The organism is Pseudomonas sp. BO3-4 (genome assembly GCF_034044115.1).
Classification (GTDB): domain Bacteria; phylum Pseudomonadota; class Gammaproteobacteria; order Pseudomonadales; family Pseudomonadaceae; genus Aquipseudomonas; species Aquipseudomonas alloputida.
The window spans coordinates 1659458-1677433 of record NZ_CP139018.1; the positions used below are offsets into that span (position 1 = coordinate 1659458).

At 59.9% G+C, this 17976-nt stretch carries 14 protein-coding genes; all 14 read left to right on the forward strand.

All coding sequences use genetic code 11. The features are described 5' to 3' along the window. Positions 1-37 precede the first annotated feature (37 nt). Entirely contained in the window at positions 38-4516 is a 4479-nt protein-coding gene (locus tag REH59_RS07700) for a glycosyltransferase (protein ID WP_014860298.1), read from the forward strand. 242 nt (positions 4517-4758) lie between these two features. Next, positions 4759-5694, forward strand: a complete 936-nt coding sequence (locus tag REH59_RS07705) for a ketoacyl-ACP synthase III (RefSeq protein WP_014860297.1) — start codon at positions 4759-4761, stop codon at positions 5692-5694. A gap of 124 nt (positions 5695-5818) precedes the next feature. Continuing rightward, positions 5819-6064 (forward strand): hypothetical protein, encoded by a 246-nt coding sequence (locus REH59_RS07710; RefSeq protein WP_014860296.1) that lies wholly within the window; start codon positions 5819-5821, stop codon positions 6062-6064. 365 nt (positions 6065-6429) lie between these two features. Then, positions 6430-7281, forward strand: coding sequence for a flagellin domain-containing protein (locus REH59_RS07715; protein ID WP_014860295.1), 852 nt, complete (start codon positions 6430-6432; stop codon positions 7279-7281). 72 nt (positions 7282-7353) lie between these two features. Next, positions 7354-7710, forward strand: a complete 357-nt coding sequence (locus tag REH59_RS07720) for a flagellar protein FlaG (protein ID WP_014860294.1) — start codon at positions 7354-7356, stop codon at positions 7708-7710. 80 nt (positions 7711-7790) lie between these two features. Then, the gene (gene fliD / locus REH59_RS07725; RefSeq protein ID WP_014860293.1) at positions 7791-9218 is read left to right on the forward strand and encodes a flagellar filament capping protein FliD; all 1428 of its coding nucleotides are present in this window, start codon (positions 7791-7793) and stop codon (positions 9216-9218) included. A 133-nt stretch (positions 9219-9351) separates the two neighbouring features. Beyond that, positions 9352-9747, forward strand: a complete 396-nt coding sequence (fliS, locus tag REH59_RS07730) for a flagellar export chaperone FliS (protein ID WP_014860292.1) — start codon at positions 9352-9354, stop codon at positions 9745-9747. A gap of 14 nt (positions 9748-9761) precedes the next feature. Continuing rightward, positions 9762-10058: a hypothetical protein gene (locus REH59_RS07735; protein WP_012051623.1), complete on the forward strand. Its 297-nt coding sequence runs from the start codon at positions 9762-9764 to the stop codon at positions 10056-10058. Between the two features lie 169 nt (positions 10059-10227). Then, positions 10228-11703: a transcriptional regulator FleQ gene (gene fleQ / locus REH59_RS07740; protein WP_003254443.1), complete on the forward strand. Its 1476-nt coding sequence runs from the start codon at positions 10228-10230 to the stop codon at positions 11701-11703. 202 nt (positions 11704-11905) lie between these two features. Next, positions 11906-13123, forward strand: a complete 1218-nt coding sequence (locus REH59_RS07745) for a sensor histidine kinase (RefSeq protein ID WP_010955092.1) — start codon at positions 11906-11908, stop codon at positions 13121-13123. Continuing rightward, on the forward strand, positions 13123-14478 hold the full coding sequence (locus tag REH59_RS07750; protein ID WP_320450465.1) for a sigma-54-dependent transcriptional regulator: 1356 nt from the start codon (positions 13123-13125) through the stop codon (positions 14476-14478). Before REH59_RS07745 ends, REH59_RS07750 begins: the two co-directional genes overlap by 1 nt. A 263-nt stretch (positions 14479-14741) precedes the next feature. Next, the gene (fliE, locus tag REH59_RS07755) at positions 14742-15074 is read left to right on the forward strand and encodes a flagellar hook-basal body complex protein FliE (protein WP_003254438.1); all 333 of its coding nucleotides are present in this window, start codon (positions 14742-14744) and stop codon (positions 15072-15074) included. Between the two features lie 15 nt (positions 15075-15089). Next, positions 15090-16868: a flagellar basal-body MS-ring/collar protein FliF gene (gene fliF, locus REH59_RS07760; protein ID WP_004577671.1), complete on the forward strand. Its 1779-nt coding sequence runs from the start codon at positions 15090-15092 to the stop codon at positions 16866-16868. Then, on the forward strand, positions 16861-17880 hold the full coding sequence (gene fliG, locus REH59_RS07765) for a flagellar motor switch protein FliG (RefSeq protein ID WP_003254434.1): 1020 nt from the start codon (positions 16861-16863) through the stop codon (positions 17878-17880). Before fliF ends, fliG begins: the two co-directional genes overlap by 8 nt. The last annotated feature ends 96 nt before the right edge of the window (positions 17881-17976 follow it).

The following is a 17976-nucleotide window of genomic DNA, read 5'->3' on the forward strand; positions in this document are numbered from 1 at the left end:
TCCTTTGACAGCCGCTTTCTGATTGGGAGCGCACCACGTGAGTCTCACACCGCTGGTTACGATTGCTATTCCGACTTACAAGCCGCGGCATTTTGAAAGTGCCTTGCTCAGTGCCATGGCGCAAAGCTATGCACACCTGGAAATCCTGATCAGTGATGATTGCCCGACGGATGCGATCCAGCGAATTCTGAGGCGCTATGTGTCTCGAGGTCGTCGTGAAATTCGGGTAATTCACAATCGCCCAGGGTTAGGCGGGTTGATGAATTACACCCAGTGTGTAGTCGAGGCGCGTGGTGAGTTCGTCAAGATTTTGAATGACGACGATATTTTGATGGTGGATTGTATCGAGCGTATGGTCGAGGTGTTCCAGGCCAACCCCGATATCAGCTTGGTCACAAGTCGACGTGTGCTGATCGATACCTTAGGGGTGCCGACAGCCGATATTCTTGCCACCTGCAGCCCCTTTACCGAAGACGCTGTTATTCAAGGGGCGGACCTGACCGCCTATTTGGTCGATGAACCAATCAACTTCATTGGCGAGCCCAGTACCGTCTTGTTCCGCCGTGCGCACCTGGCGGACATCAAACCAAACATTTCATGCCTGAACGGCCATACGGTACGTGCGATCAACGACCTGGCCATGTACGTCAACATTTTGCGTCATGGCCACTTGGCGTATCTGTGCGAGCCGCTGTCCTGCTTCCGCCGGCACGACGAGCAGCGTCAACAACAGTCCGATATACAGGATCTGTATCGCCAGTACATACACGTGTTCACATCGCAGATCCGTGAAATGGGGCTATATCGCCCGCAGCCGGATGGACAGGTGCGCTGCCGTCCGTTGGCTGGGTGCCCGGACGATTGGCACTTGTTCCCGCTTCGCCAACGTTTCAGGGAGGAGGGAGTACGGCTTGCGCATGAGCAGCAGCAAGCGATCATGGCGCTCAATACCGCAGGCACGGCTGTAGGCTCGAGTGATGCTCATGTCTACCAGATCTTCTATTCCGCAGAAACCCGCGCCATGCTGGAGCCAGGCTTCATCCCGCTCGACAACAGTGGTCAGCGGCCCGACTGGGCGGAGTATTGGCCAATTCGCAACCTCTTGTTGAACAAAGACCTGGACGAGAATGCTTTTTACGGCGTGCTTTCCCCTCGCTTCAAACAAAAGACTGGCCTCGACTCAGGGCAGGTGCTGGATTTTGTAAAGTCGGCCCCGGGCGATGTCGATGTTTTGCTGTTCCCCATGTTCTTCGACGAACTTGCGTTTTATGAGAACACGTTCATTCAGGGGTTGGTATGCCACCCCAATATTTGGCCTGCGTTTGTCGAAATGGCGCGCCAGCTCAGTCCAGGCGTGAATCTTGAAACCTTGGTTATGGATGCGCGTCGTTCACAGTTTTGTAATTTCTTCATGGCCAAACCGCGCTTTTGGCGGCATTGGTTTAGTAAAGCGGAAACGATTTTTCAGGCGGCGGAACAAGCCCGTGCTGCGGAGCGGCCAACGTCCTATGGTGCCGCGCTGAACGAAGCCACCCTGCACCGTGGCGAAAAGGGGTATGAGTGCAAGGTTTTCGTGATGGAGCGGTTGCTGTCCTTGATACTGGCCACCGAGTCACAGTGGCGCGTACAGGCGTACGACTCTTTGAAACTGGCAGCGCTGAACAGGCCTGTCAACGAAGACTGCATTCAGCTTAACCACTTGAAAACCCGGTTGTGCGAAAGGGACAGGCATGAAGATCGCGTGGCATATGAGGCTCTGAGAGAAAAAATCTTCCGCACCACCTACGCTAAACAAATTGCAGAGCTCGGGGGGAACGTTCGGCCTGTTGCAGAGCAAATCAAGGCCGCTTTGCATAATGTCCGGGCGCAGGCATTGTCAACGGATGTTGCCGAATGGCTTGCGCAGCGTATTCCAAGTGAAGCGCAGCATCGCATGATTACCGAGCGTCTTTCTACCCGGGCGGCACCTACCTTTGGGGTCTTGGTGCTGGACCGTGAAGGGCGTTCCGACCACTTGATGGCAACGCTGCAAAGCCTGAGTCAGGATCGCAACCTCTACTCCGGCATTAACGTCGTCGCGTTGACACCGCGAATACTGCCGGGTATGAGCGGACCGCAAGGTCCACTGCGCTTCGTGCGTATCGAGGGTGGTAACCCCTTGCCGGGTATCGAGCAAGCGGTGCGCGAGGGTAGTTTCGATTGGTTCATGCTGGTGGAGGCGGGGAGTGTTTTCACGGTCAGTGGCCTGTTGATCGCTGCCTTGGATTTACTCGGTGCAGCGGGCTTGCGCGCGGTTTATGGGGACGAAGCCGTTGGTTCAGAGGGTAACCCGCTGGAACTGGTACTGCGTCCGGATCTGAACCTGGACATGTTGCTCAGCCTGCCCGGCAAAATGGCCAGCCATTGGTTGTTCAACCGTGATGTTTGGTTGGCGTTAGGTGGCTTTCGCAGTGAGGCAGGGCGCGCATTCGAGTTGGACTTCATTCTACGCCTGATCGAGGACAAGGGTTTGGAGGGCTTGGGCCACATCAGCGAGCCACTGTTGATTCGGGCGCCGGCGTTATTGCGCGATTGCCCGGATGAACGCCATGCCATCCTTCGTCATATGCAGGCGCGCGGGTTCCAGAGCGCGACTGTGGAGAGCTCCCTGCCAGGTCACTACGAGCTCGACTATGGCGCAGGTGATGGTGCGCTGGTGAGTATTCTGGTTTCTACCTTGGGTGGGTTGGCCCGAGCTCATCGCTGCATGGAAACCATCCTCGAAAAGACGGCCTACCGAGCCTACGAGGTATTATTGCTGGATCAGTGCGATGATGACCCTGCTCTTCAGACGTGGTTGGAAGGCCTTGAGCAATTGGGTTCGGAGTCCTTGCGCGTGGTTCGATTCCCAGCCCATTGGTCGCAGGCGCAAGTACGCAACCAGGCCGCGCAGCAAGCGCGTGGCGAGTTGCTGTTGTGGCTGGATGTGGGTGTTGCGGTGCTGGAGCCTGACTGGTTGCACCAACTGGTCAACCATGCCTGCCGTCAGGAAGTGGGCGCGGTAGGTGCCAAACTGCTGGCGGGCGACTGCACCGTGCGTCATGGAGGTTTGGTCCTAGGGCTCAATGGTCCGGTTGGGCGGGTTTTCGCTGGTCAGGCCATGGGAGCAGCCGGCTATCTGCACCGGTTGCTGGTGGACCAGAACCATGCTGCGATCAGTGGCAAGTGCCTCATGGTCAAGGCTTCAGTGTTTCGTGAGGCGGGAGGCTTCGATGAAAGTCAGGAGCTGGTGCCGTGGGCCGATGTTGACTTGTGCCTGCGCCTGCACAGTGCGGGTTATCTTAATGTCTGGACGCCGAGAGCCTCGCTGCTGATTAATGAAGTGCCCGAGCCGACTGTCACGGCTGAGCAGGCTGATGCCCTGTATGCTCGCTGGCTCCCATTGCTGGCTCATGATCCGACATACAACCCGAGCTTCTCGTTGGGCTCCGGAGATGAGTTCTGCATCAGCCCAAGCAAGCTGAGCTGGAAACCGCTGTCGTCCTGGCAGCCCGTCCCTTCTGTGCTGGCTCATGCTGCGCTACAGCGGGGGAGTGGGCAATATCGGGTTATCCAGCCGTTGGAGCAACTCAACAGTGCGGGGCTGGTCGATGGCACGCTGATTAATACGCAATTGTCGCTGGTCGAACTGGTGCGTTTTGCACCGGACAGCATTGTTTTGCAGTGCGAGGTCAGTGAGGCGCAGCTTGAGCGTATGCGCCGTATGCAGGAGTTCTCCCGTGTATTCAAGGTGTTTGACCTGGATGGGAGCCTATCGGCTGTATCGGGAGGGAGTTCCTCTCGGCCTTTGATGATCGAGGACGTGTCTCGTCATTTTGGCGGGGCACTGACCTATGCGGATCGCCTTGTAGTCTCTACCGAAGCAATGGCAGAGATACTGGTGGGGGGGCACGACCAGATTCGTGTAGTACCCAGCCGGCTTGATCCTCGCTGGTGGGCTGGCCTGTCAAGCCGTCGTCGTCGTTCTGTCAAGCCGCGGGTAGGTTGGGTTGGAGGCCTCGGTCATGCCAGCGATCCACAGGTCGTGGTGGAGGTCGTCAAAGCACTGAGCAGTGAGGTGGAGTGGGTCTATTTCGGCATTTGCCCGGATGCGTTGCGACCCTACATCGACGAATATCACCCGGTCGTAGCGATTGACGACTATGCGGCGAATCTGGCACGACTCGACCTTGACCTGGCTCTGGCGCCTATGGAGCAGACCTTGATCAACGAGTGCAAGAGCAATTTGCGTTTGTTGGAATACGGAGCTTGTGGCTTCCCGGTGATTTGTAGCGACTTGGCCTGCCATCGGGGCGACTTGCCCGTGACGCGTGTGCAAAATAACCTTGGGGATTGGCTGGCTGCGATTCGGATGCACCTGAGCGATCTGGACGCGACGGCGTGCCTGGGAGACGAACTGCAGGCGCGAGTGATGCGTGACTGGATGCTTGATGGTGACCACCTGTTGCGCTGGCGCGAGGCTTGGCTGGCGAATTGACACAGCCCCGGAAAGCCATGTGACATACCTTCGGGGAATGGCCCGTGCCCTGCGTTTCGACGCGGTCACGGGCTGTTGTGTCGCAAAGGCGGTCGCGTATTTGTTGCAACAGTGACTTGGCAGTCGAAACGTGCATCTTTAATCTATTGACTTCGCGGGCAGCCACATCGATGTGACCTGCAAGGCGTGTGGCTTCGGCCCCTGTGCCCGCGATTTTTCGCCATTTCCATCGGGAAGCCACAATGATTGGCATCAAAAGCATCGCCAGTTACGTACCTGTCGAAGGCGTTGACAACTACGCCCAAGGTGCGAAATTCGGTAAGGATCAAGATTTTATCTTCGGCAAGATCGGTTCAACCTTCTTGCCGCGCAAGGAGGCCGCTCAGGAAACCTCCGACCTGTGCGTCGAAGCGGTCAGGGTATTGTTCGCGAGTAACCCATCGCTGGATCCGGCGTCCATCGACGCCGTAATTGTCGTGACGCAGAATGGTGACGCCGAAGGGCTGCCGCACACGGCCGCTATAGTCCAGCACAAACTGGGTTTGTCGACCCATGTCGCTGCCTTCGATGTTTCGTTGGGATGTTCGGGCTATGTTTATGGCTTGTATGCGATGAAGGGCTTCATGGAGGCGGCGGGCTTGAAAAACGGCCTGCTGATCACTGCTGATCCCTATTCGAAGATCGTCGACCCTGAGGATCGTAACACCACCATGTTGTTTGGTGATGCGGCAACTGTCACCTGGATGGGTGAAGGCGCAGACTGGCAGTTGGGTAAGTCGTTGTTTGGCAGCGACGGGTCCGGTGCCGAACATTTGCGCACGACCGACGGCAAGTTTTTCATGAATGGGCGCCAAGTCTACAATTTTGCGCTAGTCAAGGTGCCAGCACACCTGAAGCAGCTGCTCGAAGCCAGCCATTTGCAGCCTGAAGACATCGATCTGTATTGCCTGCATCAGGGGAGTGCGGCGATCGTCGATGCAGTCTCTCAGCGTTTTGACGAGGGTGAACATCGGGCCAGGTTCGTCAAAGACATGCTTGAGACCGGTAACACTGTGTCGTCGAGCATCCCACTGTTGCTGGAAAAGCACGTACTCGGCTCGCAGTGCAAACGTGTTGCCATTAGTGGCTTTGGTGTGGGGTTGTCTTGGGGCTCGGCAATCATCGAGCGCCACAACTGAGAACTCATGTGCTCTAGTAAAGAACGCCGCCATTTTCTGGCGGCGTTTCAATTTTTGCCATTGATTTTGATGTGGCGGAGTGCTGGGGCGAATTGAGTGTGGGCATGCCTGCTCGCAGGGACAGGTGCCAGTCGATCTCGACCTCCAAATTACATTCAGGGTTGAGAGGACGACTCTTCAGGAAATCAAGGAATTCATCGGCTCGCCAGAGCTGAATCAAAGTAAGGCTCAGGTCTGGGAGCTGATTGGGCGCTATTTCGAGGTCGGCCCGGCGGTTGATCTGCTCAGCGCTGGCGGCTACTTCAAGGGGGTCAACGTGATCGCTACGCTACCTGGGTTTGAGAACAGCTACGTGTTGCAGCGTCTCTGAGTTCAATGGCATACGGGTTGCCCGGCTTTGAAGAGGCGGTATGGGTGCTGTGTTGGTGGTGCTCGAGCGGTTGCTCGGGCCGTTCCAGGATGGCGCCCATGCTAGCCCGGGTTGGGGTTTGCGTGGCGACGGAAATTCCATCCTGCGTGCCATCTGATGAGGGTGTGAGAGCAGGAATGATCGCGCCTGGTTTTTGGCGTCAAGTTGTTGATTTGATTGGGCTGGCAGGATGCCAGCAATTTTTTCGAAAAAAGAACTAAAGCAACGAGCCCTGATGACGATAACTATTACGAAGGTTCTCTGTGCCACCCCCGGGCGAATGCCAAGGCCGGAAGCCGTAGTACCCAATCAACGAGGAATTCGTCATGGCTTTGACTGTAAACACCAATACTACCTCCCTGGGCGTTCAGAAGAACCTGAACCGTGCGTCCGATGCACTGGCCACCTCGATGAGCCGTCTGTCCTCCGGTCTGAAAATCAACAGCGCCAAAGACGACGCCGCTGGCCTGCAGATCGCTACCAAAATGACCTCGCAGATTCGTGGTCAGACCATGGCTATCAAAAACGCCAACGACGGTATTTCCATCGCCCAGACCGCTGAAGGTGCGATGCAAGAGCAGGCCAACATCCTGCAGCGTATGCGTGAGCTGGCCCTGCAGTCGCGTAACGACTCCAACAGCCCTGAGAACCGGGATGCACTGGACGGCGAATTCCAGAAAATGCTGCTGGAAATCGACCGTATCGCCAACAGCACCCAGCTGAACGGTAAGAACCTGCTGGACGGCTCCGCTGGTGCGATGGTCTTCCAGGTGGGGTCCGAGGCCAATGGCAACAACCAGATCACCGTCACCCTGAGCTCCGCAATGAGCACCGGTGGTGGCCTGTCTGCTCTGGCTGGCAAGACCATCGTTGGTGCTAGCAGCTCTGCTGCCGAGGCCAACTTCGCAAACGCCATGTCGGCTATCGACAGCGCTCTGGCAACTATCGGTACCACTCGTGCCGACCTGGGTGCCGCTCAGAACCGTCTGACCAGCACCATCAACAACCTGCAAAACATCAACGAGAACGCCGAAGCTGCTCGTGGTCGCGTGCAGGACACTGACTTCGCTGCTGAAACTGCCCAGCTGACCAAGCAGCAGACCCTGCAGCAAGCTTCGACTTCTGTTTTGGCCCAGGCCAACCAGCTGCCGTCTGCGGTTCTGAAGCTGCTGGGCTAATCTGTCTGACAGTTGCCGGCGGGGGAGTGCATGTATGGCGCTTCCCCGCTTTTTCATTGTGAGGTGGTGAATATGGACATGAGCATCAAGCTGAACCTGTCCTATCAGGCTGCGCGCCAATCCGAGCAGGTTGCTGAAAAATCGATTGTCGAGTCGAGAGGTTTTTCCGATGACGCGAAGAAGGACGACTCGGTAAGCCCGCAAGAGGTTGACGATGTGAAGAGTGCCGTCGTGGAAATCGAGAAGTTCTTGAAGGAAACCCGGCGCAACCTGGAGTTTTTTACGGACGAAGAATCCGGCAAAATCGTGGTGAAAGTCATTGCCAGTGACAGTGGTGAGCTGATTCGTCAGATCCCTTCGGAAGAAGCCCTGCGAATCGCCCACAGCTTGAGCGATGTCAAGAGTGTTCTGTTCGACGCCAAGGTTTGATTGGCGGCGAGCTTACCAGATGTGAATCATGTTGATCTTGCAGGAGTGGGATCGACGCGTTGATCGAGAGGGATAACAGCATGGCAAGCCCGATTACGTCCAGCGTAGGTCTGGGTTCTGGTCTCGACATTGGTGCGATGGTCAAGGTACTCGTTGGTGCCGATACTGCCGCCAAGCAGGCCCAAATCACCCGTCAGACCAGCAACAATAGCGCGATGATTTCAGGTATTGGCTCGCTGCGCAGTGCACTCACGGCGTTCCAGGACGCCATGAAAAAGCTCAACGACAGCAATGCACCCTCCTTCAATGCCTTCGCCGCCAAATCGGCGAATGAGTCGGTGGTCAAGGTTACTTCCGGCAACAGCGCGGTGGCCGGTAGCTACGACATTGTGGTGAGCCAGCTTGCCACTGCCTCCAAGGTCGCCAGTGCTCGGCAGGCGGGCGGTGCTACTACACCGATCACCGCGGGCCAGATGGTTATCAGTCAAGGTGCTGGCGGCAAAACCTACAAAGTCGATATTGCCGACGGCGCCACGCTACAAAGTGTTCGCGATCAGATTAACAAGGAGTTGGGTGCGAATGGCATCACCGCCAACATCATTAACGAGGACGGTGGTGGTTCCAGGTTGGTCTTGAGCTCTTCAACCACTGGCGCGGGTACCGACATTTCCGTTTCCGGCATTCCCGAACTCGTCATCGATGGCGGTATTAAGATGTCGGGCGATGGCGCGGGCTTCATCACGGCCAAGGCTCAGGATGCAGCGCTGACCATCGACGGTTTGACTGTGACGAGCGCGTCCAACAAAGTCGAGGGGGCCATCAGTGGCTTGACCTTGGAGCTTGCGGGCGTAAGTGCCAAAGATGCCAGCAACAATGCTTTGCCAACGGCGCTGACGGTCACTGCTGCCAATGATGGCCTGAAAAAATCGGTCCAGAGTTTTGTCGATGCCTACAACACCATGCAGAAGGCAATCTCTAGTCTGACCGCGCCGACCAAGAACAGCGACGGTACAGTGGAGTCGCTAGGTCCGCTGACCAACGATCCGACCACTCGTTCTTTACTGGCGGATATACGCAAGGTGCTGGCCGAGGTGGGGGCGGGCGACAAACTGACCACTTTGGGTCAGTTGGGGGTCAACACGATGCAGGATGGCACGCTCGAGTTCAACAGCGTCAAGTTCAGTGCGGCGATGGACGACAAGAAGCTGGGTGCCGAAATGCAGGAGTTGTTCACGGGTACCAATGGTATCTTCGAGCGAATGAACAAAGCCATCGATCCCTATAACAACACTGACGGCAGCTTGGCTACGCGTAAGGCCAATCTCGACAAGGCCGCCAAGAATCTGTCCGACCAGCAGGCTGCCTTGGATCGCCGCACTGAGTCTCTGACCGAGTCACTGACCAAGAAGTTCGTCGCGCTGGACACCGCTCTGGGCAAGATGAAGGCCCAGGCGGAGCAAATTACTTCGATCTTCGATGCCATCAATGCCCAGGCCAAGAAATCTTGATTAGCTGAGCTTGCCAAAAGCCCGGGGCATCCGTGAGGTGCCCCGGGCTTTCTGCTTTTTCCTTAAAGTTTTTTGACGTAAAGGCGATACAGTAGGTACAAGCTACTTTTTACCGCAGCAACGAGGCAGATCCATGAACCCGATGTTGGCCCTTCGTCAGTACCAGAAAGTCAACGGCGCGGCGCAGACGTCCGAAGCCAGCCCACACCGCCTGGTACAGATGCTCATGCAGGGCGGTCTTGACCGCATGGCTCAGGCCAAAGGTGCCATCGCGCGCAATGACATCGCGCAGCGAGGTATCTTGATCGGCAAGGCCATTGACATCATTGGTGGTCTGCGCGAAGGCCTTGATCTGGAGAATCACGCCGATAGCCTGGGCGAACTGGACAGTCTGTACACCTACATGAGTCGCCGCCTTGTCGAAGCCAACGTCAGCGCAGACCCGACCATCATCGACGAGGTCGCGCGCCTGCTGATCACTGTAAAGGAAGGCTGGGACGCAATCGGCGATCAGTCGTCGGCCTCCTGATAAAGGAGCATGACATGAGCGAAGTAATCACCCGAATCGAACAGACCCGCGACATGCTGTTGGCGGCGCTGGCTGATCGTGACTGGGAGGCGGTGGGGGAGTTGGACCTGGAATGCCGTTTGCGCATCGGTGACATGGTGTCCGAAGCCAAAGGAAATGAGGCGGACGTGAGTGCCAGTCTCGAGGAATTGCTGGTCGTGTACCGTCAACTAATCGAGGTTGCAAGTGGCGAGCGTCAATCGTTGGTCAATGAAATGACGAAAATCCGTCAGGCGAAGAACGCCGCAAAGGTATACCATTTGTTCACCTGACCACCGATGTTGCAAAAAGCCGTGCGCCATTAATTTGACTGATCGGTGTTTTTTGACTTTACTAGTGGCTGTTTTCGAATTTCAGACGTCCGAACACTGACCATTCAGTCGGAATGATGTCGAGCACGCCCCTGCAGGGCGCCGATATGACTAGGGAAGTTGCTATTGCATGTGGCGTGAAACCAAGATTCTGCTGATCGATGACGACAGCGCGCGCCGCCGCGACCTTGCGGTGGTGCTGAACTTCCTCGGCGAAGAAAACCTCGCATGTGCCAGCCATGACTGGCAGCAGGCGGTCGAGCCATTGTCCTCGAGCCGCGAAGTGCTGTGCGTGCTCATCGGCACCGTGAATGCTCCGGGCAATCTGCTTGGGCTGCTTAAGACAGTGGCTACCTGGGATGAGTTCCTTCCGGTTCTGCTTTTAGGTGAAATTTCTTCTGCCGAGCTGCCGGAAGACCTTCGCCGCCGGGTGCTGTCCAACCTGGAAATGCCGCCAAGCTACAGCCAGCTGCTGGATTCGCTGCACCGTGCTCAGGTTTACCGCGAAATGTATGACCAGGCGCGCGAGCGCGGTCGCCAGCGCGAGCCCAATCTGTTCCGTAGCCTGGTCGGCACCAGTCGTGCCATTCAGCACGTGCGGCAAATGATGCAGCAAGTGGCGGATACCGACGCCAGCGTGCTGATCCTGGGTGAGTCAGGCACCGGCAAGGAAGTGGTGGCGCGCAACCTGCACTACCATTCCAAGCGGCGTGAAGCGCCGTTCGTGCCGGTCAACTGTGGCGCGATCCCGGCCGAGCTGCTGGAGAGCGAACTGTTCGGCCACGAGAAGGGCGCCTTTACCGGGGCCATCACCAGCCGTGCCGGGCGTTTCGAGCTGGCCAACGGCGGTACCCTGTTCCTCGACGAAATCGGCGACATGCCGTTGCCGATGCAGGTCAAGCTGCTGCGTGTGCTGCAGGAGCGTACCTTCGAGCGCGTGGGCAGCAACAAGACCCAGAGCATCGACGTGCGGATCATCGCTGCGACGCACAAGAACCTCGAAACCATGATCGAGGACGGCACCTTCCGCGAAGACCTGTACTACCGCCTGAACGTGTTCCCTATCGAAATGGCGCCGTTGCGTGAGCGGGTGGAAGACATCCCGTTGCTGATGAACGAGCTGATCTCGCGCATGGAGCACGAGAAGCGCGGTTCCATTCGCTTCAATTCCGCCTCGATCATGTCGCTGTGCCGTCACGGCTGGCCGGGCAACGTGCGCGAGCTGGCCAACCTGGTCGAGCGCATGGCGATCATGCACCCGTACGGGGTCATTGGCGTGTCGGAACTGCCGAAGAAATTCCGCTATGTCGATGACGAAGACGAGCAGATGGTCGACAGCCTGCGCAGTGACCTGGAAGAGCGCGTGGCGATCAATGGCCACACACCCAACTTCAGCAACCACGCCATGCTGCCGCCCGAAGGCCTGGACCTCAAGGACTACCTGGGTAGTCTGGAGCAGGGGCTGATCCAGCAGGCGCTGGACGATGCCAACGGTATCGTTGCGCGCGCGGCTGAACGTTTGCGTATTCGCCGTACCACCCTGGTCGAGAAAATGCGCAAGTACGGCATGAGCCGCCAAGGTGGCGAGGAACAGGCGGAAGATTGAAGCCTGGCGGTTGCCTATGATGGCTTCTTCGCGGGCACGCCCGCTCCCACAGGATCGATACACATCTTCAATTCAGTGATATCCCTGTGGGAGCGGGCGTGCCCGCGAAGAGGCCGGCACAAATCCCTATCTCCGGCACGGCTATTGCTACACCGCTGGCAACACACCGTTTTTATGACGGTCAGCCACGCGAGAGAGCACGATGCCCCAGGCCGCCCACGTATCCCGAGCCCCCGATCAGCAGGGGCAAACCCCGGTCGCGCAGGACAGCGGCCAGGGTATCGCGCAAGCCTTTGCCCTGTTCAATCAGGTGTCCAGCCAGCTGAGCCAGTCCTACAGCCTGCTTGAAGCCCGGGTCAGTGAACTCAAAGGTGAGCTGGCCGTGGTCAGCGCCCAGCGCATCGACGAACTGAGTGAAAAGGAACGCCTGGCCAACCGCCTGCAGAACCTGCTCGACTTGCTGCCTGGCGGGGTGATCGTGATCGATGGCCAGGGCCTTGTGCGCGAAGCCAACCCGGCTGCCTGCGAGTTGCTCGGCGAGCCTCTGATCGGCCAATTGTGGCGCCAGGTGATCGCCCGTAGCTTTGCCCCGCGCAAGGACGACGGCCACGAAGTCTCGCTGCGCGACGGTCGCCGCCTGTCGATCGCCACCCGCTCACTGGATGCCGAGCCTGGCCAGTTGGTGCTGCTCAACGACCTGACTGAAACCCGTCGCCTCCAGGACCAGCTGGCTCGCCACGAGCGGCTGTCGTCGTTGGGGCGCATGGTTGCCTCGCTGGCCCACCAGATCCGCACGCCACTGTCGGCAGCCATGCTGTATGCCGGCCACCTGGCCGACAACGAGCAAGCGCTGAGCGCGCAAACCCGTCAGCGCTTCGCCGCGACCTTGAAGGAGCGCCTGCACGAACTGGAACACCAGGTGCGCGACATGCTGGTGTTTGCCCGTGGCGAGTTGCCACTGGGGGACCGGGTGACCCCGAAAGCGCTGTTCCAGGCCCTGCAACAGGCGGCCCAGGCGCATGTGCAGGGGCACGCCGTGCGCTGGCAGTGCGACAGTCATCTGGGTGAGCTGCTGTGCAACCGCGACACCCTGGTCGGTGCCTTGCTCAACCTGATTGAAAATGCCCTGCAGGCCAGCGATGGCCCGGCACGGCTGAAGGTGCACCTGTACCGCCGCGAACGTAGCTTGCACCTGTGCGTCAGCGATGCCGGCAGTGGCATCGATGCAGGCTTGCTCGGCCGTTTGGGCGAGCCGTTCCTCACCACCAAGGCCACCGGCACCGGCCTGGGCCTGGCCGTGGTCAAGGCGGTGGTGCGTGCGCACCAGGGCACGATCAACCTGCGCTCGAAGGTCGGCCGTGGTACCTGCGTGCGGGTAGAGCTGCCATTGATCGACGGGCAATTGGCGGAGGGGGTGTAATGGCAATCAAGGTGCTGCTGGTCGAGGATGACCGCGTATTGCGCCAGGCGCTGGGCGATACCCTGGAAATCGGCGGTTTCGCCTACCAGGCCGTGGGCAGTGCCGAAGAAGCGCTGGAGGCCGTACTGGATGACGCGTTCAGCCTGGTGGTCAGTGACGTCAACATGCCCGGTATGGACGGGCACCAGTTGCTGAGCCAGCTGCGCCGCCAGCAGCCACAGTTGCCGGTACTGTTGATGACGGCGCACGCTGCCGTCGAGCGTGCGGTCGAGGCCATGCGCCAAGGCGCCGTCGACTACCTGGTCAAACCGTTCGAGCCCAAGGCGCTGCTCAGCCTCGTGGAGCGGCATGCCGCCGGGCGTGTGACCGGCGAAGAGGGGCCGGTGGCCTGCGAGCCGGCCAGCCGCCAATTGCTGGAACTGGCGGCCCGTGTGGCGCGCAGTGACTCGACCGTGCTGATTTCCGGCGAGTCCGGTACTGGCAAGGAAGTGCTGGCGCGCTACATTCACCAGCAGTCGCCGCGCGCGGCGCAGCCCTTCGTGGCGATCAACTGCGCGGCGATCCCCGACAACATGCTCGAGGCCACCCTTTTCGGCCACGAGAAGGGTGCCTTCACCGGCGCTATTGCGGCTCAGGCGGGCAAGTTCGAGCAGGCCGAAGGCGGCACCCTGCTGCTCGACGAAATCTCGGAAATGCCCATGGCCTTGCAGGCCAAGCTGCTGCGTGTGCTGCAGGAGCGCGAGGTGGAGCGGGTAGGCGGGCGCAAGCCGATCAGCCTGGACATTCGGGTGCTGGCCACCACCAACCGCGACCTGGCCGGCGAAGTGGCAGCCGGGCGCTTCCGCGAAGACCTGTACTACCGCCTGTCAGTGTTTCCGCTGGCCTGGCGCCCGCTGCGTGAGCGGCCGGGCGATATCCTGCAGCTGGCTGAGCGCTTGCTGGCGCGCCATGTGGCCAAGATGAAGCACGCCCCGGTGCGCCTCTCGCCAGCGGCGCGGGCCTGCCTGCAAGCCTATGCCTGGCCGGGCAACGTGCGCGAGCTGGACAACGCCCTGCAGCGGGCGTTGATTCTGCAGCAGGGTGGCGTGATCGAGTCGGCGGATTTTTGTCTGGCAGGCGCCATTCCATTGTCAGCTGGCACCGAGCCATCTCTCGAGGTGTTTGCTGATGCCGGCGGCCTGGGGGATGACATGCGTCGCCACGAGTACCAGATGATCATCGACACCCTGCGCGCCGAGCGCGGCCGCCGCAAAGAGGCGGCCGAACGCCTGGGGATCAGTCCGCGGACGTTACGCTACAAGCTGGCGCAGATGCGCGATGCCGGGTTTGACGTCGAGGCCAGCCTGTTCGGCTGACAGGCCAATCATCTGCAACTGGCGCGGACCTCTGTGGGAGCGGCCTTGCGTCGCGATAGGGCCGCAAAGCGGCCCCGGTGATCTTTGCGGCGGAGCTGAAGTCCTGGGGCCGCTTCGCGCCCCTATCGCGACGCAAGGCCGCTCCCACAGGAATTGTGTGAGCCCTGGGAAATGAGTCGCGAAGGCTGGCACCTTTGTTGCTTTAGGTAGGTCATTCGCCGCATGAGTGTCAAAAAAATGCGGCCGCAGGAGAGAGAAGGGTCATGAGCCAAGGTGTTGAATTCAATCGTCTGATGTTGGACATGCGGGCCATGCAGGCCGATGCCATGTCGCTGCCCAAGGTAACTGCCGCCCCCGAGCTGGCGCCGGGGCAAAGCACCTTCGCCGACATGCTCGGCCAGGCCATCGGCAAGGTGCATGAGACGCAGCAGGCCTCGACCCAACTGGCCAACGCGTTCGAAATCGGCAAGAGCGGCGTCGACCTGACTGACGTGATGATCGCTTCGCAAAAGGCCAGCGTGTCGATGCAAGCCATGACCCAGGTACGCAACAAGCTGGTCCAGGCGTACCAGGACATCATGCAGATGCCGGTTTGAGGACGGATGTAACCCATGGCTGAAGCAGTCGTCGAAAACGCCCCCGCCAAAGCTGGCTCGCCAGCGGCCAAGCCGCCGCTGTTTGGCATGGCGTTTCTGGAAAACATCTCGCAGATGCCCATGCTGCGCCAGATCGGCCTCATGGTCGGCCTGGCGGCCAGCGTGGCCATCGGCTTTGCCGTGGTGCTGTGGTCGCAACAACCCGATTACCGTCCGTTGTACGGCAGCCTGTCGGGCATGGACACCAAGCAGGTCATGGACACCCTGGCTGCTGCTGACATCCCCTATAACGTGGAGCCCAACTCGGGCGCCCTGCTGGTCAAGGCCGACGACCTCTCCCGTGCGCGCCTGAAACTGGCAGCCGCCGGCGTGGCGCCGAGTGACGGCAATGTCGGCTTCGAGCTGCTCGACAAGGAGCAGGGCCTGGGCACCAGCCAGTTCATGGAAGCCACCCGCTACCGCCGCAGCCTGGAAGGCGAACTGGCCCGTACCGTTTCCAGCCTCAATAACGTCAAGGCCGCGCGCGTGCACCTGGCCATCCCGAAAAGTTCGGTGTTCGTGCGTGATGAACGCAAGCCCAGCGCCTCGGTACTGGTCGAGCTATACCCAGGCCGTGCACTGGAAGCCGGGCAGGTGATGGCCATCGTCAACCTGGTCGCCACCAGCGTGCCGGAACTGGACAAATCCCAGGTCACCGTCGTCGACCAGAAAGGCAACCTGCTGTCCGAACAGATTCAGGATTCCGCGCTGACCCAGGCCGGCAAGCAGTTCGACTACAGCCGCCGGGTGGAAGGCATGCTCACCCAGCGTGTGCACAACATTCTACAGCCGGTGTTGGGCAATGACCGCTACAAGGCCGAAGTGTCCGCCGACCTCGACTTCAGCGCGGTCGAGTCCACCTCCGAACAGTTCAACCCCGACCAGCCGGCGTTGCGCAGCGAGCAGTCGGTCGACGAACAACGTGCCAGCAGCCAAGGCCCGCAAGGCGTGCCTGGCGCGCTGAGCAACCAGCCGCCCGGCGCCGCTTCGGCACCGCAGACCACTGGTGGCGCGGCTACCCCGGCTGCTGCCATTCAGCCTGGCCAACCGCTGGTGGATGCCAATGGTCAGCAGATCATGGACCCGGCCACCGGTCAGCCGATGCTCGCGCCGTACCCGTCAGACAAACGTCAGCAAAGCACCAAGAACTTCGAGCTGGACCGTTCCATCAGCCACACCCGCCAGCAGCAGGGGCGCATGACCCGCCTGTCGGTAGCGGTGGTGGTGGACGACCAGGTCAAGATCGACCCGGCCACTGGCGATACCACGCGGGCGCCATGGGGTGCCGAGGACCTGGCGCGCTTTACCCGCCTGGTGCAGGACGCAGTCGGCTTCGATGCCAGCCGTGGCGACAGCGTGACGGTGATCAACGTGCCGTTCGCCGCCGACCGTGGCGAGGAAATCGCCGATATCGCCTTCTACCAGCAGCCGTGGTTCTGGGATATCGTCAAACAGGTGCTGGGCGTGGTGTTCATCCTGGTGCTGGTGTTCGGCGTGCTGCGGCCAGTGCTGAACAACATTACCGGGGGCGGCAAGCAGGCTGCCCCGGACAGCGACATGGAGCTGGGCGGCATGATGGGTCTGGATGGCGAACTGGCCAACGACCGCGTCAGCCTAGGTGGCCCGACAAGCATTCTGCTGCCTAGCCCGAGCGAGGGTTACGAGGCACAGCTCAACGCAATCAAAGGCCTGGTGGCCGAAGACCCGGGCCGTGTGGCTCAGGTCGTGAAAGACTGGATCAACGCCGATGAGTGATAACCGAGCCGTTACCGCCAAGCTGAGCCGCGTCGACAAGGCGGCGATCCTCCTGCTCTCGCTGGGTGAGACCGATGCGGCCCAGGTGCTGCGGCACATGGGCCCGAAGGAAGTGCAGCGGGTGGGGGTGGCCATGGCGCAGATGGGCAATGTGCACCGTGACCAGGTCGAACAGGTGATGAGCGAGTTCGTCGACATCGTCGGCGACCAGACCAGCCTGGGCGTCGGTTCTGATGCGTACATCCGCAAGATGCTCAACCAGGCCCTGGGCGAGGACAAGGCCAACGGCCTGGTCGACCGCATCCTGCTCGGCGGCAATACCAGCGGCCTGGACAGCCTCAAGTGGATGGAGCCGCGTGCCGTGGCCGACGTGATCCGCTATGAGCACCCACAGATCCAGGCCATCGTGGTCGCCTACCTCGATCCGGACCAGGCCGGTGAAGTGCTGAGCAACTTCGACCACAAGGTGCGCCTGGACATCGTCCTGCGCGTGTCATCGCTGAACACCGTGCAACCCGCGGCGCTGAAGGAGTTGAACCAGATTCTCGAGAAGCAGTTCTCGGGCAACTCCAACGCCGCGCGTACCACCCTGGGGGGCATCAAGCGGGCGGCCGACATCATGAACTTCCTCGACAGCTCGGTGGAAGGCGCACTGATGGACGCGATCCGCGAAATCGACAGCGACCTGTCGGAGCAGATCGAAGACCTGATGTTCGTCTTCAACAACCTGGCCGACGTCGACGACCGGGGCATCCAGGCGCTGTTGCGCGAAGTGTCCTCCGACGTGTTGGTGGTGTCGCTCAAGGGCGCTGACGAGCGGGTCAAGGACAAGATCTTCAAGAACATGTCCAAACGTGCTTCGGAGTTGCTGCGCGACGATCTGGAGGCCAAAGGGCCGGTACGGGTCAGCGACGTGGAAACCGCGCAGAAAGAAATCCTCACCATTGCCCGGCGTATGGCCGAGGCCGGCGAGATCGTGCTTGGCGGCAAGGGCGCCGAGGAAATGATCTAAGGTATTCGCGATCCCATGGCCGACGCCGCCTTTTGTAGGCGCGGGTTTACCCGCGAAGGCGTCGGCCCTGGCAATCGAGGTTGTCGCTGCCGACGC